The sequence below is a fragment of the Anoxybacillus sp. ST70 genome, from assembly GCF_019553625.1.
Classification (GTDB): Bacteria; Bacillota; Bacilli; order Bacillales; family Anoxybacillaceae; genus Anoxybacillus; species Anoxybacillus gonensis.
The window spans coordinates 100,458-124,154 of record NZ_JAHZOF010000006.1 but is presented as its reverse complement, the minus strand read 5'-3'; the positions used below and the strand labels follow the sequence as shown (position 1 = coordinate 124,154).

General features: G+C 38.6%; 23 protein-coding genes. 20 read left to right on the top strand and 3 right to left on the bottom strand.

The features are described 5' to 3' along the window. Nucleotide 1: 1 nt before the first annotated feature. Nucleotides 2–901, top strand: coding sequence for a metal ABC transporter permease (locus K1I43_RS09840; protein WP_019417765.1), 900 nt, complete (start codon nt 2–4; stop codon nt 899–901). Then, a complete protein-coding gene (locus tag K1I43_RS09835; protein WP_019417764.1) occupies nt 898–1,767 on the top strand; it encodes a metal ABC transporter permease in 870 nt (289 codons plus the stop codon). Before K1I43_RS09840 ends, K1I43_RS09835 begins: the two co-directional genes overlap by 4 nt. Before the next feature lie 8 nt (nt 1,768–1,775). Here K1I43_RS09835 and K1I43_RS15695 read toward each other — a convergent pair whose 3' ends face one another. Beyond that, nucleotides 1,776–1,904, bottom strand: coding sequence for a hypothetical protein (locus K1I43_RS15695; protein ID WP_009361369.1), 129 nt, complete (start codon nt 1,902–1,904; stop codon nt 1,776–1,778). Nucleotides 1,905–2,030: 126 nt separating this feature from the next. On the opposite strand from K1I43_RS15695, the gene K1I43_RS09830 reads away from it, so the two are divergent. The 8 genes from K1I43_RS09830 to K1I43_RS09795 all read left to right on the top strand — a co-directional run bounded on the left by K1I43_RS09830 (nt 2,031) and on the right by K1I43_RS09795 (nt 8,932). Continuing rightward, nucleotides 2,031–3,272, top strand: coding sequence for an MDR family MFS transporter (locus K1I43_RS09830; RefSeq protein ID WP_026011692.1), 1,242 nt, complete (start codon nt 2,031–2,033; stop codon nt 3,270–3,272). Then, the gene (locus K1I43_RS09825; protein ID WP_019417762.1) at nt 3,269–3,829 is read left to right on the top strand and encodes a histidine phosphatase family protein; all 561 of its coding nucleotides are present in this window, start codon (nt 3,269–3,271) and stop codon (nt 3,827–3,829) included. Before K1I43_RS09830 ends, K1I43_RS09825 begins: the two co-directional genes overlap by 4 nt. A 99-nt stretch (nt 3,830–3,928) precedes the next feature. Continuing rightward, nucleotides 3,929–4,555 carry a PEGA domain-containing protein gene (locus K1I43_RS09820; protein WP_009361366.1) on the top strand — a complete coding sequence of 209 codons (627 nt, stop codon included), beginning with the start codon at nt 3,929–3,931 and terminating at the stop codon, nt 4,553–4,555. Nucleotides 4,556–4,693: 138 nt separating this feature from the next. Beyond that, complete coding sequence (locus K1I43_RS09815; RefSeq protein ID WP_019417761.1) at nt 4,694–5,353, top strand: 5-bromo-4-chloroindolyl phosphate hydrolysis family protein; 660 nt, start codon at nt 4,694–4,696, stop codon at nt 5,351–5,353. Further along, nucleotides 5,337–6,488 (top strand): toxic anion resistance protein, encoded by a 1,152-nt coding sequence (locus tag K1I43_RS09810; RefSeq protein WP_019417760.1) that lies wholly within the window; start codon nt 5,337–5,339, stop codon nt 6,486–6,488. The genes K1I43_RS09815 and K1I43_RS09810 overlap by 17 nt, the downstream gene beginning before the upstream one ends. 69 nt (nt 6,489–6,557) lie before the next feature. After that, entirely contained in the window at nt 6,558–6,911 is a 354-nt protein-coding gene (locus K1I43_RS09805; RefSeq protein ID WP_019417759.1) for a rhodanese-like domain-containing protein, read from the top strand. A 72-nt stretch (nt 6,912–6,983) separates the two neighbouring features. Beyond that, nucleotides 6,984–8,624: a CoA-disulfide reductase gene (cdr, locus tag K1I43_RS09800; protein WP_019417758.1), complete on the top strand. Its 1,641-nt coding sequence runs from the start codon at nt 6,984–6,986 to the stop codon at nt 8,622–8,624. Between the two features lie 11 nt (nt 8,625–8,635). Further along, on the top strand, nt 8,636–8,932 hold the full coding sequence (locus tag K1I43_RS09795) for a rhodanese-like domain-containing protein (RefSeq protein WP_009361361.1): 297 nt from the start codon (nt 8,636–8,638) through the stop codon (nt 8,930–8,932). 28 nt (nt 8,933–8,960) lie between these two features. On the opposite strand, the gene K1I43_RS09790 is transcribed toward K1I43_RS09795, so the two are convergent. Beyond that, the gene (locus K1I43_RS09790; RefSeq protein WP_019417757.1) at nt 8,961–10,016 is read right to left on the bottom strand and encodes a DctP family TRAP transporter solute-binding subunit; all 1,056 of its coding nucleotides are present in this window, start codon (nt 10,014–10,016) and stop codon (nt 8,961–8,963) included. Between the two features lie 74 nt (nt 10,017–10,090). On the opposite strand from K1I43_RS09790, the gene K1I43_RS09785 reads away from it, so the two are divergent. The 6 genes from K1I43_RS09785 to K1I43_RS09760 all read left to right on the top strand — a co-directional run bounded on the left by K1I43_RS09785 (nt 10,091) and on the right by K1I43_RS09760 (nt 16,609). Beyond that, the gene (locus K1I43_RS09785) at nt 10,091–11,683 is read left to right on the top strand and encodes an ATP-binding protein (RefSeq protein ID WP_019417756.1); all 1,593 of its coding nucleotides are present in this window, start codon (nt 10,091–10,093) and stop codon (nt 11,681–11,683) included. Next, the gene (locus K1I43_RS09780; protein WP_019417755.1) at nt 11,680–12,357 is read left to right on the top strand and encodes a response regulator; all 678 of its coding nucleotides are present in this window, start codon (nt 11,680–11,682) and stop codon (nt 12,355–12,357) included. Before K1I43_RS09785 ends, K1I43_RS09780 begins: the two co-directional genes overlap by 4 nt. Before the next feature lie 80 nt (nt 12,358–12,437). Then, a complete protein-coding gene (locus tag K1I43_RS09775; protein WP_019417754.1) occupies nt 12,438–13,475 on the top strand; it encodes a TRAP transporter substrate-binding protein in 1,038 nt (345 codons plus the stop codon). A gap of 56 nt (nt 13,476–13,531) precedes the next feature. Then, nucleotides 13,532–14,053 carry a TRAP transporter small permease gene (locus K1I43_RS09770; RefSeq protein ID WP_019417753.1) on the top strand — a complete coding sequence of 174 codons (522 nt, stop codon included), beginning with the start codon at nt 13,532–13,534 and terminating at the stop codon, nt 14,051–14,053. After that, a complete protein-coding gene (locus K1I43_RS09765) occupies nt 14,050–15,321 on the top strand; it encodes a TRAP transporter large permease (protein WP_019417752.1) in 1,272 nt (423 codons plus the stop codon). Before K1I43_RS09770 ends, K1I43_RS09765 begins: the two co-directional genes overlap by 4 nt. A gap of 97 nt (nt 15,322–15,418) precedes the next feature. Further along, on the top strand, nt 15,419–16,609 hold the full coding sequence (locus K1I43_RS09760; protein ID WP_019417751.1) for an MFS transporter: 1,191 nt from the start codon (nt 15,419–15,421) through the stop codon (nt 16,607–16,609). Nucleotides 16,610–16,621: 12 nt separating this feature from the next. Here the strand turns inward: K1I43_RS09760 and K1I43_RS09755 are convergent, their stop codons facing one another. Then, entirely contained in the window at nt 16,622–17,965 is a 1,344-nt protein-coding gene (locus K1I43_RS09755) for a TrkH family potassium uptake protein (protein ID WP_019417750.1), read from the bottom strand. A gap of 173 nt (nt 17,966–18,138) precedes the next feature. Between K1I43_RS09755 and K1I43_RS09750 the strand changes: the two genes are divergently transcribed. The 4 genes from K1I43_RS09750 (at nt 18,139) to K1I43_RS09735 (ending at nt 23,525) form a co-directional block, all read left to right on the top strand. Beyond that, entirely contained in the window at nt 18,139–19,815 is a 1,677-nt protein-coding gene (locus tag K1I43_RS09750; protein WP_020424552.1) for a methyl-accepting chemotaxis protein, read from the top strand. 77 nt (nt 19,816–19,892) lie between these two features. After that, nucleotides 19,893–20,879, top strand: a complete 987-nt coding sequence (locus K1I43_RS09745) for a sugar-binding protein (RefSeq protein ID WP_019417748.1) — start codon at nt 19,893–19,895, stop codon at nt 20,877–20,879. Further along, entirely contained in the window at nt 20,876–22,315 is a 1,440-nt protein-coding gene (locus K1I43_RS09740; protein WP_019417747.1) for a sensor histidine kinase, read from the top strand. The genes K1I43_RS09745 and K1I43_RS09740 overlap by 4 nt, the downstream gene beginning before the upstream one ends. Next, on the top strand, nt 22,293–23,525 hold the full coding sequence (locus tag K1I43_RS09735) for a helix-turn-helix domain-containing protein (RefSeq protein WP_019417746.1): 1,233 nt from the start codon (nt 22,293–22,295) through the stop codon (nt 23,523–23,525). Before K1I43_RS09740 ends, K1I43_RS09735 begins: the two co-directional genes overlap by 23 nt. Nucleotides 23,526–23,697: the final 172 nt, after the last annotated feature.

Sequence of the window (23,697 nt, the reverse complement as noted above, 5' to 3'; positions counted from 1 at the left end):
GATGGATATTAATGTTCAATGGGTATTTACAAGCATGGCTTTGCTTGGATTAGCCAGCGGGATGATCGGAACGTTTGCCTTGCTAAAAAAACAAAGTTTAATAGGAGATGCGATGGCGCACGCTGCTCTTCCTGGTATTTGTATCGCTTTTCTTTTATATGGACAAAAATCGCTACTTCTTTTTCTCATTGGCGCTGCTTGTTCGGGATATATTGCGACGATATGCATTCAGTTTATTGTGAAACATACGCGTGTAAAAGAAGATGCCGCGATCGGTATTGTGTTGTCTGTATTTTTTGGTTTAGGCATTGTGCTATTGACATGGATTAATCAACATGAAGGCGGAAATCAAAGTGGAATTCATGACTTTTTGTTTGGAAAGGCAGCGTCATTGACTGGAAGTGATGTCAATGTGTTAACTGTAACAGCTGTAACGGTCATTATTATGATTCTCATTTTCTTTAAAGAGTTTAAAATCATTACATTTGACCGAGCGTTTGCGCAAGGAATTGGTATACCCGTATCGCTGTTAAATGGTGTGCTTATGTTTTTAATCGTTTCTGTTGTTGTTATTGGTTTACAAGCAGTAGGCGTTGTGTTAATGTCCGCACTACTTATTACCCCCGCATTAGCTGCGAGATATTGGACAGAAAAACTTGAATGGATGACGTTATTAGCCGGGGGATTCGGTGCTTTATCAGGGGTGGCCGGGGCATATATTAGTTTAATCGCCTATGCACCCACTGGTCCACTTGTTATTATTTTTGCGACGGTGCTGTTTATTTTTTCATTTCTATTCGCTCCGAAACGTGGTTTATGTAGCAAAATGATTCGGCGCCATATAGAAAGAAAAAAATTGCAATCTCAACAACTGATGTATAAGCGAGGAGAGCAACTATGAGTTATACGATGTGGATTTTACTCACTGCATCTCTTGTCGGCATCAACTGCGGATTAGTCGGTACATTTCTTGTGTTGCGAAAAATGTCAATGCTGTCCGATGCCATTAGCCATAGTGTGTTGCTCGGCATTGTTGGAGCGTATATGGTCAGTCATCATCTGCAAGGTGTGTCTATGCTCGTTGGTGCATTAATTGTTGGATTGCTCACGACATTTCTCGTTCAATGGCTGCATCAAAAAGGGGTTCAAAATGATGCAGCAATCGGAGTTGTGTTTACATGTTTGTTTGCTATCGGTGTTGTTCTCATTTCTCTCTTTGCAGATCGTGTCCATTTAGATGTTGAACATGCATTAATGGGAGAGATTGCATTTGTGCCTTGGGATGTGCTTGAAGTCGGAGGCAAAAGCATCGGTCCGAAAGCGATTTGGTTGCTTGGATTTGTTTTAGCTATCAATATATTTTGCATCGTTTTTGCTTACAAAGAATTAAAAATTAGCTCATTTGATTATGAAATGGCAGTCACGCTCGGCATTCCGGTTGTATTGATTCATTATGTATTAATGGGAATGTTGTCATTAACGACCGTTGCATCATTTGATAGTGTTGGTGCCATTTTAGTAGTAGCGATGCTTATTGTACCGAGTGCGACGGCATACTTATGGACGGATCGGCTAAGTGTGATGCTTATATGCAGTGCGCTCATTGGTGTGTTAGCGTCGATGATCGGTTACATGATTGCAACGGTATTCAATGTATCTATTTCCGGAGCGATTGCTGTATCAACAGGTGTCATCTTTTTTCTCTCTTTATGGATCGCTCCGAAACACGGACTATTACGAAAGTGGTTAAAAAAATCTCCTGCCTAGGCAGGAGATTAATCTTTTATTGAGGAAAGAAACGCATCCACGATGCTTACATCATTTGTAATAAGAAAAGCAGGAAGTAATGCAATAATTGTCACAACCGTCGCATAAGAGACAATAATATTTTTCACTATTTTCACTGTGCTCACTTCCTTTTGAATTTATTTTCTTATTTTTCTGTCATTTTGTCAACTTCTTTTTATAAGCAAAATGTTTATAAGAAAATGGTATAATAAAAAAATAGTTGTTTGAAAGGGGGGGATACGGTGCGAATACGAGATTGGGATCGGAATTTACGCATTCGTTTAATTGGAGAGTCATTGGTCGGGGTTACATTTTGGATGATATTTCCTTTTATCGCTATTTATTTTTCAGAGATGTTTGGTAAAGAAAAAACAGGTATATTACTTGTTATTTCGCAATTATTTTCCGTGATTGCTAATTTGCTTGGCGGGTATTTGGCTGATCGATTCGGAAGAAAAAAAATGATGGTGTTTGCTGCTTGTGGACAAGCGCTTGCTTTTTTGTTATTTGCATTGGTCAATTCTCCGTTATTTTCATCGCCGTTCATGAGTTTTATTTGTTTTGCTCTTGTAGGGGTATGTGGTTCACTTTATTGGCCTGCTAGCCAAGCGATGGTGGCTGATGTTGTTTCGGAAAAAGATCAAAGTCGCGTTTTTGCCGTGTTTTACACGATGAATAACGTCATGGTTGTCATCGGTCCGCTGCTCGGTGGAATATTTTATCCTGAGCATCGTTTTTTCCTATTTTTAATCGGGGGAACGTTTTGTGCTATCGTCGCGATTGTTCTTTCCATTTATTTAGAGGAAACAGCACCGATATGGAGAAAAACAACAGGGACGTGGTATATGTTTTTTGTTGAGCAATTCAACAATTATCGTCTCATTGCAAAAGATCGGACGTTCCTTTTATTTATTGTTGCTGGTATTCTTGTGGCACAAACGTTTATGCAACTCGACATTTTACTTCCTGTTTACATAAAGGAAGTTGTTTCGAAACAAACATTATTTTCTGTTGGTTCATGGTCACTTTCGTTGAGCGGGGAGAAAGCGTTTAGTGTCCTAATTGCTGAAAACGGATTGCTTGTCGCTTTATTTACGGTAGCTGTGACGAAGTGGATGGAAAACTATAAAGAAAAATGGGTGTTTGTCTTTTCTTCACTCTTTTACGGAATCGCCATTTTTCTTTTTGGCCAAACCACATCGCTATGGATGATGGTCTTTTTAATTGCTTTATTTACGTTAGCAGAACTGATGACAGTCGGCTTACAACAAACGTTTGTTGCTAAATTAGCACCTGAACATATGCGCGGACAATATTTTGCTGCAGCGAGCTTACGTTTTACGCTTGGGCGCATGATGGCACCACTCGCTTTGACGTTGCCGTTTGCGTATCATTGGACGTTTTTTATCTTAACGTTACTTGCCGTATGTAGTGCTTGGCTGTATGCGATCATGTTTCGAGCGATGGAGGAAAAGCAAGCATGATTATTCTCATTCGGCACGGAAAGCCTGTTTGTAAAAGAGGCGGATGGATGACGAGAGAACAATTAATCAACTGGTTAAAAGCATACGATGAGGCGATCGTTTATGACGAGCCTCTATCGTATGCGGAAGCAAAAGAAAAAATAAAATGCGCATCTGTCGTCCTTGTTAGTTCGCTTGCTCGCGCTCGCCATTCAGCGTCTTTATTGCAACCAGCAAGTCCAATTGAGGAGCACAAATGGCTAAATGAAGCCCCACTCCCTCAACCGCCAAAGTGGATGAAAGGTGTATATCCGCTATGGATGTGGCTTATTTTGTTGCGCTTGCTATGGTTTTGTGGATATGGAGAGGAGCCTTATACCAAAACAAAGCAGCGAGCGATGAAAGCGGCACAACAGCTCGTCCACTATGCTCGAACGGGAACCGTTGTCGTCATTGGACATGGTTGGTTTCATTTGCTTGTTAGTCGGCAACTCAGACGATATGGTTGGCTTGCAAAAAAGAAAAAATGGGCGTATTGGGAAGCTGTGACGTTGTCGTTGACAAGGCGCACACCGTGATGTACATATATGATGTGTAGCCCCTTCTTTTTCTCATATTTTCCCTTTTCTTCTCATACATATGATGATGTAAATATGAGAAAAAGAGGGGAAATACGTGTGAATGAACAAGGGGGATTACAAAAAGAAGCGATGACACGAAGCGAACGACGAAAACGAAAACGACAATTTGTTTTTGTGTGTTTATTATTCGTTGTAAGCGCGTGTGTCGTCGGGGCATGGGGAATGGTGAAACGAGAGACGAATGAGCAAAAAGTAATCGAGCAATTCATCATCGCGTTGCGTCAAGAAGATGTACATACGTTGCGTCAATTTATTGATGTACCATTAAATCATAAGTCGCTCTCACCGCTTTTTGCGTATTTGCGCCAACACCCAGAAGGCTATGACCGAATAAGAAAAGAGTTAGAGCGGCAAAAAGATGATCGAGTTTACATAAAAGGATTAACGTCAACTCCGCCGATTTTTTTAATGAAATTGTCGCAAGGAACATACAAATTTGAGCCCGCGTTATATCACGTCTATGTACAAACGAATGAGAAAGGGGCGCGTATTTTTATTAACAACGATTATGTTGGAGAAACGAATGTGCCGCTAACGAAAGTCGGGACATATGTTCCTGGCTTATACGAAGTGAAGATCGCTACGGATGAACACGAACGAACGGAAACAATATCACTTTTCGGCGGTGAACGCATTCGGATGATCCGTCTTGATTTCAATTAAAAGGATGCAGCGATACGTTGCGTCTTTTTTTATGAACAATTGAAACATATCTTCTCGCTCGTACGTAATACAGTCAGCGTTTCCATTTAGTAAAAAATCATAGTAAAATAAAGGATCATAGACGATTGGAGGAAAACGATGAAACGATTCATTCGAACGATATGGCGATGGTTTGTGTCATGGAACGTGGGATTATTTAGTGCTCTCATTTCGTTGCTTGCATTTCGTTTGCCGTTTTTTATTTCATTTTTGATCGGTGCAAGCATAGGGGTGATGTATTCACTGTATATGAAGAAAAAAGAAAAGAAAAATCTATTATATGATTTTAAGGATGAGCGATTGAAAGATGCGAAAAAAAAGGTTCGGAAAATCGGAAAAAGTTTGTGGAGAATTCGTTCAGTTGCGATGTTTTCTAAACTTTCCCGTTTGTACTCCATCTGTCAAAAAATAATTGAAATTGTCGAAAAACAACCGGATCGTCTCGCTGTCGCGCAACCGTTTTTTAACACAACATTGGACTCCATTGTTACAATTATTGATAAATATATTTATTTAACAAAACAACCCGTAAAAAGCGAGGAGATTCGTCAAGCAATTCATGAAGCAGAGGAAGCGCTTAGCCTTGCGCTAACGAAAGCAGAAAACGAACTGTTGGACATGCTTGAAGAAGATTTGTTTGATTTAAAGACGGAAGTAAAACTTGTGAAACATACGATTGCATCAGAGGATCCCCTTTCTTTACCAACAAAACATACAGTAACAATAACGGAGGAGAAAAAGCATGAGCAAAAACGATGAAATGCTTTGGACAAGTTCGATCGATTCGTTGCTTGCTAATCCATTTGGTGAAGTGACAGAAGTAACGGACAAGCCATCATCTTCGCGGTTCATTGACCAATTAAAAGAAGAACATCGTCAAAAAGCGTTAGCACTTGCAGAACAAATTGATCCCCGCAATCATCAAGCTATTTTACAATATGGAGTAGCAGCACAAGCGGAGTTGTCACGCTTCTCACATTCGATTTTAAACCATGTGCAGAAAAAAGATGTTGGACCTGTTGGAGAAGTCATTCAAGAGCTAATGACAAAAATGAAAGAAGTAAACGTTGAAGATTTTGCAATGAACAAAAAAAGCTTTTTCGCGCGCATGTTTCAATCTGTCACACAGTCTGTGCAACATATTTTATCTAAATATCAAAAATTAGGTGTCGACATTGATCGGATTGCTGATCAACTTGAAAAACATCGCCAAATGTTATTTCGTGACATCATGATGTTAGAAACATTGTATGAAAAAAATAAAGAGTACTTTGATGCCTTAAACATTTACATCGCCGCAGCTGAGTTGAAGCTCGAACAACTGCGAACAAAAACGATTCCAGAGCTAGAGAAAAAAGCGTTACAGTCACAAAATCAAATGGATGTGCAAGAAGTAAATGATATGATTCAATTTGCTGACCGACTTGAAAAACGCATTCATGATTTAAAATTAAGTCGGCAAATTACGATTCAAACGGCACCACAAATTCGGCTCATTCAACATGTCAATCAAACGTTAGTCGAGCGCATTCAATCGTCCATTTTGACAGCCATTCCGCTTTGGAAAAATCAGCTTGTTATCGCACTAACACTCCTTCGACAAAAGAAAGCGGTAGAAGCGCAAAAAGCGGTAACAAAAACGACGAATGAGCTGTTGTTGCGCAACTCAGAAATGTTAAAAATGAATACAATTGAAGCGGCAAAAGAAAATGAAGAAGGGCTTGTCAGCATCGAAACGTTAAAGAAGACGCAAGAAAATTTATTAGAAACACTCGAAGAAACGTTAAAAATTCAACAAGAAGGTCGCATGAAGCGTCAGCGAGTAGAGCAAGAGCTTATCGACATGGAAGAACAATTAAAACAACGACTACTTACGTTAAAAAGGGCTGAATAATAAAATCAGCTCTTTTTTATTGATTTTATATACCTGTTAGGGTATGATGTGTAAGGGAGGTAAGACAATATGATTTATACAGTCATTGTTTTGTTCGTACTACATGCTTTGTATTATCGTTATGTACCTGTTCGTGGTGTCAAAGAGTTGACATCTTTATCATCATATGAACATGTGACGTTGCTTGATGTGCGTGACTACAATGAGAAAGATGAGATAAATGGAGCGCTCCGGATTCCGGTTGCGTACTTAAAACGTCATTATCAAGCCATTCCAAATCGTCAAGTGATCATTATTGCAAAAAGCCATTTAGAGAAAAATGTCGCGATTCGATTGCTTAGACGTTATCGTTTTTCTGTACAAGGATATTATATAAAAGAACATGAGCATGCAAATGCGTTAAAGATGGTAAAATGTCACTAACTGTTCAAACTTTATGAAATGATTGTTTGGTATAATACGGTTACACGTACTTGTATATGGAGGGGATAGATGATGAGAAAAATTGTTATTGTTGGCGGTGTAGCTGGAGGAGCTTCTGCCGCAGCACGTTTGCGTCGGTTAAGCGAAAAAGATGAAATCATTATGTTTGAACGAGGTGAATATATTTCATTTGCAAACTGTGGGCTTCCGTACTATATTGGGGATGTCATTCAAGAGCGAAGCAAGCTACTTGTACAGACGGTTGATGGCATGTCCAAACGATTTCGCATTGATGTGCGCAATTTAAGTGAAGTCACAAGCATTAATCGTGAACGGAAAACGGTCACTGTCACCAATTTACGAACAAATGAACAGTATGAACAACCGTATGATGTTCTTATTTTGTCGCCAGGTGCCAAGCCGATCGTACCACCAATTCCGGGAATTGATGAGGCAAAAGCACTTTTTACGTTGCGCAATGTACCGGATACAGACCGTATTCGATCGTTTGTTGATAACGAAAAACCGAAACGTGCTGTCGTCATCGGTGGGGGATTTATTGGTGTAGAAATGGCTGAAAATTTGACAGAGCGCGGTGTACATGTGACGCTTGTAGAAATGGCAAATCAAGTGATGGCACCGATTGATTACGAGATGGCAGCAATTGTGCATACACATATGAAAGAACACGGTGTCGATTTAATTTTAGAAGACGGTGTGCAATCGTTTGAAAACGAAGGTCGACGCGTCGTATTAAAAAGCGGTCGTACGATCGAAACAGATATGATCATTTTAGCCATTGGTGTTCAGCCGGAAAGTCAGTTGGCGAAAGAAGCAGGATTGGAACTTGGTTTTCGTGGTGCCATTAAAGTAAATGAACATTTACAAACGTCTGATCCAAATATTTTTGCAATCGGTGATGCAATTGAAGTAAAAAGCTTTATTCACGGATTTGAAACGTTTATTCCGCTTGCATGGCCAGCGAACCGTCAAGGTCGACTAGTCGCCGACTACATTAACGGTCGCGATGTAAAGTACAACGGAACGCTCGGTACGTCGATTGCTAAAATTTTTCATATGACAGTAGCGGCAACAGGATTGAACGAAAAAATATTAAAACATCACGGTGTTGATTACGAAGTCGTTCACGTTCATCCAATGAGCCATGCAAGCTATTATCCAGGTGCAACGCAAATGACATTAAAGTTAATTTTCGATCGTCAAGGTCGAATTTATGGAGCACAAGCAGTTGGACAAGATGGAGTCGACAAGCGCATTGATGTCATTGCAACGGCGATAAAAGGAGGATTAACTGTATACGATTTGCCTGATTTAGAGTTAGCCTATGCGCCTCCATTCTCATCAGCAAAAGATCCAGTCAATATGGCTGGATATGTAGCGTCAAACGTGCTAGATGGCATGGTTGAGACGGTACAATGGCATGAAATTGATGACATTGTCGCTAACGGTGGGGTGCTTATTGACGTTCGCACACCGAAAGAATTAGAGACAAGAGGGATGATTCCAGGAAGCATCAACATTCCACTTGATGATTTGCGCGACCGTCTTCATGAATTGCCGAAAGATCAAACGATTTATGTCACATGTCAAGTCGGTTTACGTGGATATTTAGCAACGCGCATTTTACAAGAACATGGTTTTCAAGCAAAAAATTTAGACGGTGGTTATAAACTGTATTCAAGTGTAAAATAAGGGGGATTTACATGTTTGAAAATATTTTACCAACACAAGCGGACGTATTGCGTCATGAAGCAAATGTTGAAGTGCTAGACGTTCGTGAAGCACATGAAGTAGCGGCAGGAAAAATTCCAAACGCACGCCATATTCCGCTCGGCCAGCTGTTTGCTCGCTTAAACGAACTTGATCCGGACAAAACGTACATCGTCGTTTGCCATTCCGGTGGTCGAAGTGCATTAGCGTGCGAATGGCTAGCAGAACGCGGTTTCCATGTAAAAAACATGGTCGGCGGCATGATGAGTTGGGAAGGAGAAGTGGAATAAAAGACTGGCGATGTGCCAGTCTTATTTTTTATTGCAAATATTTTTGTTGAATGCGCAACACTTCTTTCATCAACTGCTCTCCAATTTGAGGACGAGTACGATCATAAAGTGGTTGAAGATGATTAAGCCACTCTTTCTTTTGTTTGTCAGTGAGCCAATGAATGTTTATGCGTTTTGAGTGAATAATTTCGTTGAGTTGCTTTTCGTTAATAATTTTTGCGTGAGTTTTCATCCAGTCTGTTGTTTCGTTCAATGCTTCAATAATGATTTGTTGTTGGTTTTTTGTTAAATTATTCCAAGAAGATTCATTCATTAGCACAACATATCCAAGATACCCATGATTGCTAATTGTCATATATGGTTGCACTTCATAAAATCTTTTTGAATAAATGTTGGAAATTGTATTTTCTTGTCCATCAACTTGCTTATAATACAATTCACGAAATGTGTCATGAAAAGGGGCTACTTTTGGGATTGCACCGAGCAAGCGAAATTGTTCTTGGATGACCTCACTTGGCATTGTGCGAAATCGTAACCCATGAAAATCGTTTGGCTGTACAATCGGACGTACGCTGTTTGTTACTTGCTTGAAGCCATTCTCCCAAAACGCCAATCCTTTAATGTGAAAAGATTGTAGTTTTGAAAACAAAATATGACCAATTTTCCCTTTAAGCGCTTCTTCAACAGCTTCGTTATTTGGAAATGCAAACGGTAAATCGAGTACTTGCCATTCTGGAATAAGAGTTGTTAATTTTGAATAGGCCGGTGCAATCATTTCTACTTTTCCTTGTTTTAATGCTTCTATTTCTTCTTCATCTGTAAACAATGTTGCATTCGCATAAATTTCAACTTTTATTTTTCCGTTTGATTTTTCAGCCACGAGTGTAGCAAACTTTTGTGCCGCTAATCCTTTTGGGGTATGTTCTGCGACAACATGACTAAAACGAATGGTAAGTTGGTCTTGAAGTCCTTCTTGTTCGTCGTCATATGGAAGAGAAGTCATTGATGAAAACGAAGGGATGAGCCAGTAAAACCAAGAGATAATTATAACGATTGAGAAAATGCCCCATTTTACATTCTTCATCTTTATCACCGTGCATTGTGTTTGTATAATTAATTATACATTATACAAGAAAATTTCGAATGGATGAACAATTCATGAAAAAGATATCGGTCAGATGGAAAATTTTAATGTTATCTATGGTCATTGTTCTCGTTAGTATTGCGGTTGGAAGTGCTATTGTCATTAGTCACGTTATTCAATTAAAAGAACAGTCTCTTAGAGAACGATCTCTTTTGATCGCTCGAACGGTGGCACAAATCCCTGAAGTAAAGAAACATGTACAACGCAAAGAAGGATGGCAAACGATTCAACCGATTGTTGAAAACATCCGAACGATTTATCATGCGAACTACATCGTTGTCATGAACATGGAACGTGTTCGCTTTGCTCATCCTTCTTATGAGAAGCTTGGCACAATTTCTTATGGTGAGGATGAGATTGAGGCATTTACAGAACATACATATACGTCAAAGGCGAGAGGAGATCTAGGTATTTCTGTTCGTGCATTTACCCCGATTATGAACGAAAACCACCAACAAGTAGGGGTCGTTGTCGTCGGTCATTTGTTGCCATCTATAAAAGAATCATTAAAAGATTTTAAAAGGGAAATTATTTGGACATTAATCATTACAATTAGTTGTGGTGTTGTTGGTTCATTATTGCTCGCGAATCACTTAAAAAAAGAAATGTTTGAGCTAGAACCACATGAACTTACACGTTTGCTTGTAGAACGAACAGCTACGTTTCATGCCATGTATGAAGGGGTTATTGCAATTGATAAAAAAGAAAGAATTACAATTTTTAATGAAAAAGCCAAGCAAATGATGGGAGTAGACGGAGAGGTCATTGGAATGTGTATTCGTGAAGTTATTCCCGATACACGCTTGCCAGAAGTACTATATTCTAAAAAAGCTGTATATCATCAAGAAATTATTGTCGGTAACCGCTTAATTGTAAGTAATCGTATTCCGATTGAAGTGAATGGTAATATTGTTGGTGCAGTTGCGATTTTCCAAGATCGAACAGAAGTGGCGAAAATGGCTGAAGAGTTAACGGGTGTACGTGCTTTCATAGAGGCACTCCGCGTGCAAAATCATGAGTATATGAATAAGTTACATACGATTGCAGGATTAATTCAGCTTGGTAAAACAAGTGAAGCGCTCGCTTATGTGTTTGAAGAAAAAGAAGAACAAGAGTCACTGATGTATTTTTTACGCACACGTATTCGTGATGAAAGTGTAGCCGGGTTACTTTTGAGCAAAGTGTCACGGGCAAAAGAAATCGGTGTATCGTTTATCATTGATCGCTCAAGCATGTTGTTATCGTTTCCACCGCGTTTAGATCGGCACGATTTTGTCATTTTGCTTGGTAACTTAATAGAAAATGCTTTTGATGCGTGTTTGGCAACGGAGAGAGAAGAAAAATTTGTTGAGTTATGGATAGGAGAACAAGAAGACGGATGGACAATTGTCATTGAAGATAATGGAATAGGAATGAAAGAAGAGGAAAAGAAGCGCATATTTGATTATGGATATACAACAAAGGATGGGAGTCATCAAGGAATTGGCATGCATCTCATTTACAATATTTTAAAGAAGAGTGATGGGGATATGAAGCTCGAAACATCGTGGCAAATTGGAACAACGATTGTGATTTCATTTTCAAGAAACAAGGGGGAAAAATTGTGATTCGCATATTACTTGTAGAAGATGATCCGATGGTACAACAAATTAATAAACAATTTGTTGCCCAAGTGGAAGGAGTTTCAGTCGTAGGAACAGCAGTAAACGGAGAAGATGCGTTAGAAAAGTTGGAGAAGTTGCGGCCGGATTTAATTTTGCTCGATGTATATATGCCGAAAATGGACGGGATACAAACCATTCGTTTATTTCGGGAAAGAGGATATCAAGTCGACGTCATTATTGTATCAGCAGCAAGTGATGCAGAAACCATTCAAACGATGTTACGCAATGGGGTAGTAGACTACATCATTAAACCATTTCAGTTTGAGCGCTTAAAACAAGCGATTGAACGATATCAATCATTACGAAAAACGTTAAAAGATAAACAGGTGACACAACAAAAAATTGATGAGTGGATGTACAGGCATACTCAAAAGCAACAAATTAGTTTACCGAAAGGATTAAATGAGGCAACGCTTCGACAAATCGAACAATATATGCTTCAAACGCCGGATGCCCATTCGGCAGATGAAGTAGCAGAAGCTATCGGTATCGCTCGAGTCACGGCAAGACGTTATTTAGAATATTTAGAGAACATCGGTGAAGTGGAAAAAGAAGTACAGTATGGGACAATAGGTCGTCCGATTCACCGCTATCGAAGACCAAAAAGAACAAAATGATCAATATGTTCAAAATATTCCCTCCTTTAAATGAAAGCGATATCATTTAAGTCGTAATCATTGATAGGGGGGAATTTTTCATGAAGAAAATGGGCTTTTTGTTTATGCTCATCTTGCTTGTTGGAGGATTGTTTGCTTGTAGCAATTCGCAATCGACGAGCACAAACACGACAGAAAAGAAAAAAGAGGAAGCGTCAAGCGAGCCGATTGTGATTAAGTTTTCACATGTTACAGCACCAGATAGCCCAAAAGGAAAAGCGGCTGATTTATTTAAACAACTAGTCGAAGAGAGAACAAAGGGAAAAGTAAAAGTAGAAGTGTATCCATCGAGTCAATTGTTTGATGATGATAAAGCGATTCAAGAATTGCCGCGAAACACTGTACAGTTAATCGCACCATCAACAACAAAGCTTGTCAGCTATGACCCAGCTTTCCAAATTGTTGATATGCCATTTTTGTTCACAAGTGATGAAGCGGTATATAAATTTTGGGATGGAGAAGGTGGCCAAATTTTATCGAAAAAACTAGAAAAATATAATATTAAAGTTTTAGCGATGTGGGCAAATGGGGATAAGCACTTTACTAACTCTAAGCGTCCATTGAAAAAGCCAGAAGATTTTAAAGGACTCAAGTTCCGTACACAAACGGGAAAAGTGCTTGATGAGCAATTTGCTGCGTTAGGTGCATCTGCAGTACCAATGGGATTTTCCGAAGTATATGTTGCTTTACAACAAGGTACTGTCGATGGACAAGAAAATACGTTTAACAACATCGATACGCAAGGATATGCCGAAGTACAAAAATATTTAACAGTATCTGGACACGGGCGTTTAGATTACCTTTTATTAACAAATACAAAGTTTTGGGATAGCCTTCCTGAAGACGTTCGTAAAACGTTAGAAGAAGTTATTGTAGAAGTGACTGAACAACAGCGGAAATGGTCTGAAGAGTTAAACAAAGAGTCATATGAAAAGCTAAAAGCAAGTGGAATGGAAGTATACGAGTTGACGAAAGAAGATATTGAAGAGTTCCAAAAGGCTATGCAACCTGTCTATGAAAAATTCGCAGATAGTATCGGTCAAGATTTGATCGAATTAGCGAAAAAAGCAAACGAATAAATGAACGGAACAACCTGGAGTTTTCCAGGTTGTTTCTATCAGGGGAGGAAGCGAGTGTGCAAAAGTTGAAGCATGTTATTGAAGCGCTAGAAGATTGGATTGCTGGTCTATTTATTGTTGGAGGATTATTTCTTATTTTAATAGGTGTTGTTATGCGCTATGTGTTCAACTCACCTTTAAGTTTTGTAGAAGAATACGCGGGGTATATGGTTGTGTGGGGAACGATGATTGGAGCGGTTGTTGCATTGCGAGATAATCATCATATTCGTATCGATATGTTTTATCGTTTGCTTTCAGAGCGAGTAAAAAAAGCTGTTGATATATTTGCTAATATCGTTGGGCTCATTTTCGCATTATTTCTTGTTGTTTACGGTATAAAAGGTATTTTTTTAGATGAGTTCAGCGCTTATCGAATGGGGATTGTTTCAATCGGTGAAGGAGTAGAGTTGTGGAAAGTATATATGGTCATGCCGTTAATGGGAGTGTTAATGGTGCTTCGTTTTATCATTCGTCTCGTTCGTGTGGTGAAAGGATTGCCTGAATCAGATTATGAGCATAAAGGTGTGGAACAAGTATGATGACTGTAGGCTTATTTACTGTATTCGTAATATTAATGTTACTGCGTGTCCCTGTCGCGTTTTCTTTAGCTTTGTCTGCCCTTCTATTTTTGCCTTTTCTTAATTTTCATTACGAAAGTGCGGTTGTTGAAATTTTTTCAGCACTTAATCATACATCCCTAATGGCTATTCCAGGATTTGTATTTGCGGGTATTATTTTAGCTAGGGGAGGTATTTCTAAATATTTGATTGATGGATTGCGTGCATGGGTTGGTCATTTACCTGGAGGAATGGCAGTAGTGACTGTATTAGCATGTGCGATTTTTGCGGCTATTTCTGGCTCTAGTCCCGCTACTGCAGCAGCAATTGGTTCAATCATGATACCAGCTATGGTGCAAGCGGGGTATAGTAAAAAATATGCAATGGGACTTGTTGCAGCAGCTGGAACACTTGGAATTTTAATACCACCTAGCATTCCGTTAATCATGTATGGATACGTTGCGGAAAATAAAGCTACGATTAATAAATTATTTATGGCAGGCATCATCCCAGGGCTTTGTTTGACAGCGATTATTATCGTGTCAGCGATTGTATACGCGAGAAAAAATGGATTTGGGCGTGGAAAAAAGGCGACGTGGTCGGAAAGATGGATTTTAACATGGAAGGCAATGCCTGGTGCTCTCATGCCGATTTTAATTCTTGGTTCAATTTATACAGGGATGGCCACACCAACAGAATCTTCTGTAATTGCTAGCGCATATGCAGTGATCGTTTCGCTCCTTATTTATCGCGAATTAAAGTGGGGAGACTGGCGCCCTATTTTACGCGAGACGGTTCACATTAGCTCGATGATTTTTATGATTATTGCATCTGCTATTTTATTTAAACAGTATTTAACGTTAGCTCAAGTACCGCAAATGATTGCACAATGGATTATTGAGCATGAATTTAACAAATGGATATTTATTTTACTCGTAAATTTGCTGTTCTTTGTGCTTGGCACATTTTTAGAGGCAATTGCGATCATTTTAATTACGCTACCAATTTTCTTGCCTGTACTTGAGAGTCTTGGCATTAACGTATATCATTTTGCGATTATTATGACGGTAAACTTAGAAATTGCGATGATTACGCCACCTGTTGGCTTAAACCTGTTCGTTGTGAGCGGTATTGCGAAAGAGCCTCTCGAAAAAGTGATTCGCGCCATTGTACCGTTTTTACTCATTATGCTTATCCAACTCGTTTTAATTATTGTTTGGGAAGATTTGTCGACATTTCTTATTCGTTAAAACCTCTCTAAAGATGGAGAGGTTTTTCTTTTTCGATGATTTATTGTAAAATGAAAGACATGTATTGGAAGAGAGATATGAATGAAGGGGAATACGTATGTGGAAAAATAAAAATATTATTCTTATTTTCATAGGGGAGTTTATTGCAGGGATTGGCTTATGGCTCGGAATTATTGGGAATTTAGAATTTATGCAGAAACATATTCCTTCTGACTTTGTGAAGTCACTTATTTTATTTTCTGGTTTGCTTGCTGGTGTGATCGTTAGTCCAATAGCGGGGAGATGGATTGATACATATAACAAAAAACATATTCTTCTATACGCTGGAATCGGTCGTGTAGGGAGCGTCCTTTTTATGTTATTCGCTTTAAAATATGAATCTATTTTTCTCATGATTTGTTTTATGATCTCGATTCAAATAGCGGCAGCTTTTTATTTTCCAACGTTGCAAGCCATTATTCCACTTGCGGTAACGGAAGAGAAGCAATTGATGACCGTCAATGGAATGCATATGAACATTTCTGCACTATCACGTATTGCTGGTACTGCTTTCGGTGGTGCACTACTGATGATTACGAGTTTACAAACGTTATATATTGGAGCGATAGTTGCATATATTTTACTATTTTTCCTTACGTTTTTTATTGATATAAAAGAAGAAAGGCGTGAAACAAAACACAATAAGAAAGAAAAACAGCGATTTACAGACATATTTCCAATCATTCGTCAATTGCCTATCGTTTATATTGCAGTTGTTTTAACGATTGTTCCTCAGCTATTTATTGGCGGATTTAATTTAATGGTCATCAATATTAGTGAATTGCAACATGACCCGTCAATTAAAGGATGGCTATATACTATTGAAGGAATCGGATTTTTATTCGGAGCGTTTTTCATTAAATATGCTGCTCATGAAAAAGCGTATATAAAATGGATGTATGCATTAACATGTTTCATTGCTTTTGCACAACTATCTCTACATTTTGCTCATATCAAATGGGTTTCGCTCGCTTCTTTTGGATTGTTCGGTATATCTGTCGGTTGCTTTTTTCCAATGATTGCGACCATTTTTCAAACAAATGTTCCAAAGCTATACCACGGTCGATTTTTTTCATTTAAAAATATGTTTGATCGCGTGACGTTCCAAATCGTATTGTTAGCTTCTGGATTTTTGTTAGATACCATTGGATTAGAAAATATGGTCGTTTTGTTTGGATCTTTATCACTTTTGTTAATGACATACACGATGTTTCGTAAAAAAGAAGAGTTAAAAAGCGAAGGAGCATAAATCCCTTCGCTTTTAACCAATAATAATGCGTTCTTTTGGATAATGGTACGTCTCTTTTGGATGGTTGCCGCGAATAAGAAACAAAAACGATAAAATGCCAATTCTCCCAATAAACATTAAGGCAGTAATGACTAGTTTTCCAAATGTGCTTAGTTGGGATGTAATTCCCATGGATAAACCCGTCGTTCCAAATGCAGAGCATACTTCAAAAACGATTTCGATCATTGTAAAAGGCTCTGAAAAAGAAAGAAACACAACGGCTAAAAAGCAAAGAATAAAGGCTGTTCCAAACACAATAAACGACTTTAATATATCTTCATGATGAATCTCTCGTTGAAACACTTTAATCGAGTTTTTCCCTTTCGCATAAAAGAAAATCGTTAACATCACAATAGCAAACGTCGTCGTTCGAATCCCTCCACCAACACTGCTTGGAGAGGCACCGATAAACATGAGGACACTTAAAACTAGTAGCGTAGGTTCAGAAAAGTCTGCGACATTCATCGTTGCTAGTCCACCGTTGCGGGAAGAAATGGATTGAAACAACGCATAAAAAAGCGATTCATGCCATGTTTTGTCCGCAAAAAAACGATTCCATTCAATGAATAAAATAAACCATGTCCCGAATAAAACGAGAAGAAAAAATGTGACGGTCGTTAATTTCGTGAAAAGCGAAAAACGATATTGTTGCTTTTGGCGATGGAAGAAAAATTCTTTCACTTCAATAAGTACAGGAAAACCAATTGCACCTAAAACGAGCAAAATCATATGTATCGTTTGGACGAAATAATCGTGAGCAAATGGAATAAGCGACTGTCCTGTAATATCAAATCCAGCGTTCGTTGTTGCGCTCACCGATGCAAAGAAGCCTTGGAAAAACGCTTCTTTCCATGACGGAAAGTAACGGAGAAAATATACACCTAAAATCACCGCACCAATGATTTCAATAGTAATAATGAGCGTTAAAATTTCTTTCATTAGCTTTACTAATCCAGCAAATGTTGAACGGTTTTGATCTGTCATAATCAGTTGTCGTTCGCGAAACCCAATTTTTTTCCCAAACATAAGCCAAATAAATGTTCCAAGTGCCATAATGCCAATTCCGCCAAATTGAAGAATAAAAGCTAATACAAATATACCAGGCGTATTGAAAGTATGAGCTGTTGATACGACCGTGAGGCCTGTTACACTAATGGCGCTGACTGCGGTAAATAACGCATCAACAAAGCTAATTTTTACCCCAGGCTGATGAAAAATAGGAAGCCATAGTAAAAATGTCGATATGCAAACAGCTACAAAGTAAAATAAGACGATAAGCTGAACGGTAGATAGGCGCGATAATTTTCGAGATTTCACAGCTTTACTCCCTCGCATGTTTTCGTTTTACACATATTTTGATTTTGGCAAATGACAAAAAGGAATGCAAGTCTGTTTTTTCACGAAGCAATATTTGTATTTATAAATTTTGTTACATTTGATAAAATAGTGTTGCTCATTGATTCACAAAAGTGGAGGGGACAATCGTGAAGATGCGTGGAAAAATTGTAGCTGTATATATTCTGACCGTTTTTATATTAGTGGGACTTATTAACGGTATGATTTATGTTCAATTTCAATCATTAATCGCTAATAAAGTGATAACGACAAACGCTCAGCTTGCTTTGCAATTGATTGATGCGAAGTTTGTTGGGGAGTGGCAAATGAAAGACGGCAAACTGTATAAAGGAGAAGTAGAAATTAACAACAACGAGAAGGTCGTTGATTACGTAAAGGAAGTTGTTGGGGCAGACAGTACCATTTTTCTTAACGATGAACGTGTTACCACTACAATTATGAAAGATGGCGAGAGACAAATAGGAACGAAAGCAGATCCGAAAGTTGTACAGGAAGTCATTCATGGTGGAAAACGTTACATCGGTGAAGCAAACGTACTTGGGGAACCGTATGTAACGAGTTATTTACCCATTACAAACGACCGTGGTGAAGTCATCGGTATGTTTTTTGTCGGTATGCCAAAACAAATCGTCAATCAAGAGATTAATAATGTTATTGTAAAAGTCATTGCTATTTCTGCATTGTTTGTTATTGTTGGAGTCATCGCATATCATTTCTTTATTTCTATTCGAATTATGAAACCGTTACATATCGCCAAACAACATCTCGAACAAATGGCTAGCGGCGATTTTAGCAAGCAGGTACCTGAAAAACTTCTCGAGTCCAAAGACGAATTTGGCGAAATGGCGCGCGCGCTCGCTGAGACGAAAAAAGCGCTGCGACATATAGCTATGCACATTCAGACGCAAGCAGATGCCATCGACCAACAATCAAGCGCACTATCAGCTACTTCACAACAAATGTCTGCATCTACTGAAGAAGTGGCAGCAACGATGGAACAAGTATCGCAAGGAGCGGCCGCACAAGCGAACGATTTAGCCGATATGACCCATTCGCTTTCTTATTTAACAGAGAAAGTCGAACGTGTATATGTAGAACTTGAAAATGTCAAACAAGAGGCGGTTCGTACGTCTGAACGAGCAGATATTGGTAAAAAAGAAATGGATGTATTAATTGCTTCGATCGAACAAATTAAACAAGCGTTTGAAACGGTGACAAACCATGTTCGGACATTAACGACATCTGTACAGAAAATTAGTGGAATTACGGAAATGATTTCAACGATTTCGGATCAGACAAACTTATTAGCCTTAAACGCTGCCATTGAAGCGGCACGTGCTGGGGAGGCAGGAAAAGGGTTTGCTGTTGTTGCTGATGAGGTGCGTAAATTAGCTGAACAGTCTAAATCATTTACAGAGGACATCGTTCATCTCATTTCATCTATTAGTAAAAATACAGAAGATGTCATTCATACATCGGAAGAAGTGGAACACTTTATTAAAGATCAAGCAAATGCCGTCGAAAAAACGGTTCGTTCGTTTGCTGATATTTTAACATCCATTAGTCATATCGCACCTTTACTTGCTTCGACTGAACAAGCGATGGATGAAATTGTGAAAGAAAAAGATAAAGTGATTGCTCGTATTGAACAAATTAGTGCAGTGGCTGAAGAAAACTCAGCAGCAACAGAAGAAGTAACTGCTTCATCAGAGGAATTAACCGCATCAGCTCAAGAAGTAGCCGCAACCGCTCAACGGTTGTATGACATTGCAGAAAAGATGAAAGAAACGACCAATCGATTTACCGTGTAAAGCGACAGAAAATCTGTCGCTTTAAAAAACATTGTAAACGTTATCAAAACGAATTATAGTAAAATTAGGTGAAGACAATGGCACAAAAAAAATGGACAAGTATCTTAATTGTTTTGTTTGTTTTATTTCTGTACGTATTTTTCTACTTCATTATTGTGACACAGCAACTTGAAAGGACTGTTGCACGTTTGCAATATCAACCGAAACACATGTCCCAATATCCACATATTGTTTTAATATCTCAAGTATTTGATAATCCATATTGGAGAAAAATTGAGAATGGAGCAAAAGAGGCAGCAAAACAGTATAATATCAATATTGAATATACTGGTCCACTTCAAACAAGTATTGATGAACAAGTGAAATTGCTAGAAAAAGCGATTGCTTCTCGGGTAGATGGCATCATTGTTCAAAATTTAAAAGACGAAGCGTTTACACCGCTTATTGACAAAGCTATTTCGCGCAATATCCCTGTGATTACAATTGATGCTGACGCCCCGAAAAGCCGGCGCATCGCTTATGTTGGAACAAATAATTTTGAAGCAGGACAGCTGCTTGGAAAGGCAGTTGTTTCTCGCGTAGAAGGAGAGCGAGCGATTGGAGTAATCATTGGAACCGATACATCAGAAAACCAACGCCTACGTTTGCAAGGGTTTTTATCTGTTATTGCTGAGCATCCGCGCTTACAAGTTGTTTCCGTTACATCATCGAACATTTCTCGCATTCAAGCCTCGATTCAAGCGGAACAAATGTTGCGAAAACATCCGAATATTTCTGTTATGGTCGGCACGAGTGCGCTCGATGCGATTGGAATTCGAATGGCGGTAAAAAACTTACATCGTGAAAACATTCAAATTTTCGGTTTTGACGATGTGGAAGAAACAATGGAAGCGATTAAAGAAGGGGACATTGTGGCTACGGTCGTCCAAAAACCTTACGATATGGGATATTCCGCAGTTAAATTAATGGTTGACCATCTTTCTGGCAAACAAATTGATAAAGAACATTTTACAGCAATTGAAGTCATCGACCGTCAAAACGTTCAGCAGGGGAGAAACAAATGAAAATCCGGACGAAATTATTTGTTTTTATTCCACTTCTCGTTCTTTTATTGAATTGTATCGCGTTTTTTATTTTTCAAAGTGGAAAAAAGGTACAAGAAAGTTACGATGTCATGATGCAGCGCATTTTTTTATATAAACAAATTTCGCTTGAAACACAAGAAAATGTGCGTTTTTTAAGCAGTTATTTAATTCATCAAGATGAAAATAGCTATAAAGAGTTAATTGAACATAAAAAAAAATTAGAGGTGCTACAAAGTTTGCTAACTGAAAGAAAACTAGAAGGAAATGACGCTTTTATACTCGAAAACTATAAAAATATGCTGAGTGTATTTTTGCAAAGAGAACAGTCAATCATAAATCAACTGATAAACAAACACCTCACAGGATATGCTGATCAATATAACGAAATTGAAAAAATTGCTTCATTTATTCGCGAAGATAGTCAAGCGCTCGTTGATGTTGAACTAAGCTTATATCAACCGGTGTATAAGCAGATGTTACAACATACAGCACGAATGAATGAATTAGGCGGGATGCTGTTTATTTTAACAACGATTTTAAGCATCGTATTTGCAATATGGTTATCACGAACGATCGTCATTCCAATTCATCATCTTGTTCATGCGGCGAAAAACATCTCAGCGGGTCAACTGGACACGCGAATCCCCCGCTTTGATGGACATGATGAAATTGGTTTGCTCGGTAAAACATTTCAACATATGATTGAAAATTTGCGCATATTAATCTCTAAAAATATGGAAATATTAGAAAAAGAAAAACTTGTTCGTGAATTAGAGCTAAAAGCGCTCCAAAGTCAAATTAATCCTCACTTTTTATTTAATACGCTAAACGTCATTTCAAAACTTGCTTATATCGAAGGGGCAGAAAAGACAAGCGAACTCACCGTATCCACGTCGAACTTGTTGCGATACAACTTACGAAAGCTCGATCAGCCTGTTACGTTACGTGAAGAAGTAGAGCATGCAAAGGAGTATTTCGCTATTCAAAAAGCCCGTTTTCGCGATCGTGTGACGTTTCAACTTGAAATAGATGAGTCATGTTTAGACCAGCCGATCCCTTGTTTAACGTTGCAACCACTGATTGAAAACGCTTTTATTCATGGTATTGAAGGAATGGAAGAAGGAGCAAACATTCGATTAATCATCGAAGAAAAAAGAAATTGCATTCAAGTAACCATCGCCGATAACGGTGTAGGAATGCCATACGACGTGCAACGAGCAATTATGAACGCATCATATTCATTCACAAAAACAGGTCATTCCACTGGACTTGGATTAGAAAACGTGCTACGACGTCTGCAGCTTTTTTATGGAGTAGAGAAAATAATTGATATAAAAAGCGCACCAAACGAAGGTACAGCCATTATTTTACGACTGCCGAGGAGGGAGAGCGATGTACAAGCTACTTATTGCTGATGATGAGCCGCTAGAGCGTGAAGGGTTGCAATTGATGATTGAACGCGCATTTCCACAGACGTTTACTATTTTTCATGCTGAACATGGTCGAAGCGCCATTCAGCAAGTGGAACACCATCGTCCGCATATCATTTTTATGGATATTAAAATGCCGGGCATTCAAGGATTAGAAGCGATTGCGGAAATACGCAAAATGGATGCGCAAGCGAAAATTGTCATTTTAACAGCATACGATTACTTTACATATGCGAAAGAAGCAATTTCTTTAGGTGTTATCGAATACGTGTTAAAACCGGCTAAAAAGCAACAAATCATCGAGCTGTTGCAAAAATTGTTACATCAAATTACGGAAGAACAAGCGATGCGTGAACAGCAATTGACGGCTCGTGAAAAACTCGTTCAGCTGCAAGCGCTAAGTGAGACAGCTTGGACATGGTTGTTAATGGGGAAAATGGATGAATGTTCTGCCCATACATTTACCGGCATGGAATTTGAAAAGGGGTATGCAATGGTTATTGAATTAGAAAAAAGTGATGCGTCTGAGCGTGAAAAGTGGGAAGAAATAGTGAAACAATGTATAAAACAACAGCGACATTGTTTATGCAGCCCGCTTAGCCAAAGGCAAATGGCTATTTTTATTGAGGCTGAACAACATGAACGGATCATTTCTTTCGCTCAATCGTTGTTAAAACAGCTCGAGAAAGCATTGCAACAGCGCGTAAAGATAGGGATTGGTACGATTCGCTCGGGAGTAGATGGTCTGAAACGTTCATATAAAGAGGCGTGGACCGCGGTACGCTATGTATCATCATTTAGTCGAGCGATACATATTGATGATGTTCCGATCACGGACGAAGTGGAACAAATTCATATAAAGACAAATGGCAACGTCATTGAGCAAGTCGAAATGTTTTTGCACGAAAACTATTGCTATGATGTCACGCTTGAAGAGGTAGCAAAATACGTCCATTTAACACCGTATTATTTCAGCAAACTATTTAAAAAAGAAACAGGTCAAACGTTCATCGACTACTTAACACATTTGCGCATTGAAAAAGCGAAACAGTTGATGCGTGATGAAGGATTAACGGTGAAAGAAGCATGTTATCGCGTTGGATATAAAGATCCGAACTATTTTAGCCGTGTGTTTAAAAAAGTGACAAATATGACACCGACAGAATATCGACAAGAAGTGTGCGAGCGTCTATAAAGCGCTCGTACTTTTTTGTCTTATCGCAAAAAAATGCTAGTTTGTTCTTTTTCACACTTATGAAAACGTTTAAATTGTGCGAATATATCGCAAATAAGTGAAGAAAACAAAGAAAACGCTTTCTTTTCCTTATGGTACGCTTAACATGTAGACGATATGAAAAACAAGGGGG

Excerpts from the sequence above, each read along its gene's own strand:
- K1I43_RS09840 (WP_019417765.1), top strand. The coding sequence starts at position 2 with ATGGATATTAATGTTCAATGGGTATTTACAAGCATGGCTTTGCTTGGA.
- K1I43_RS09835 (WP_019417764.1), top strand. The coding sequence starts at position 898 with ATGAGTTATACGATGTGGATTTTACTCACTGCATCTCTTGTCGGCATC.
- K1I43_RS09825 (WP_019417762.1), top strand. The coding sequence starts at position 3,269 with ATGATTATTCTCATTCGGCACGGAAAGCCTGTTTGTAAAAGAGGCGGA.
- K1I43_RS09815 (WP_019417761.1), top strand. The coding sequence starts at position 4,694 with ATGAAACGATTCATTCGAACGATATGGCGATGGTTTGTGTCATGGAAC.
- K1I43_RS09810 (WP_019417760.1), top strand. The coding sequence starts at position 5,337 with ATGAGCAAAAACGATGAAATGCTTTGGACAAGTTCGATCGATTCGTTG.
- K1I43_RS09805 (WP_019417759.1), top strand. The coding sequence starts at position 6,558 with ATGATTTATACAGTCATTGTTTTGTTCGTACTACATGCTTTGTATTAT.
- cdr (WP_019417758.1), top strand. The coding sequence starts at position 6,984 with ATGAGAAAAATTGTTATTGTTGGCGGTGTAGCTGGAGGAGCTTCTGCC.
- K1I43_RS09795 (WP_009361361.1), top strand. The coding sequence starts at position 8,636 with ATGTTTGAAAATATTTTACCAACACAAGCGGACGTATTGCGTCATGAA.
- K1I43_RS09790 (WP_019417757.1), bottom strand. The coding sequence starts at position 10,016 with ATGAAGAATGTAAAATGGGGCATTTTCTCAATCGTTATAATTATCTCT.
- K1I43_RS09785 (WP_019417756.1), top strand. The coding sequence starts at position 10,091 with ATGAAAAAGATATCGGTCAGATGGAAAATTTTAATGTTATCTATGGTC.
- K1I43_RS09775 (WP_019417754.1), top strand. The coding sequence starts at position 12,438 with ATGAAGAAAATGGGCTTTTTGTTTATGCTCATCTTGCTTGTTGGAGGA.
- K1I43_RS09765 (WP_019417752.1), top strand. The coding sequence starts at position 14,050 with ATGATGACTGTAGGCTTATTTACTGTATTCGTAATATTAATGTTACTG.
- K1I43_RS09760 (WP_019417751.1), top strand. The coding sequence starts at position 15,419 with ATGTGGAAAAATAAAAATATTATTCTTATTTTCATAGGGGAGTTTATT.
- K1I43_RS09750 (WP_020424552.1), top strand. The coding sequence starts at position 18,139 with ATGCGTGGAAAAATTGTAGCTGTATATATTCTGACCGTTTTTATATTA.
- K1I43_RS09745 (WP_019417748.1), top strand. The coding sequence starts at position 19,893 with ATGGCACAAAAAAAATGGACAAGTATCTTAATTGTTTTGTTTGTTTTA.
- K1I43_RS09740 (WP_019417747.1), top strand. The coding sequence starts at position 20,876 with ATGAAAATCCGGACGAAATTATTTGTTTTTATTCCACTTCTCGTTCTT.
- K1I43_RS09735 (WP_019417746.1), top strand. The coding sequence starts at position 22,293 with ATGTACAAGCTACTTATTGCTGATGATGAGCCGCTAGAGCGTGAAGGG.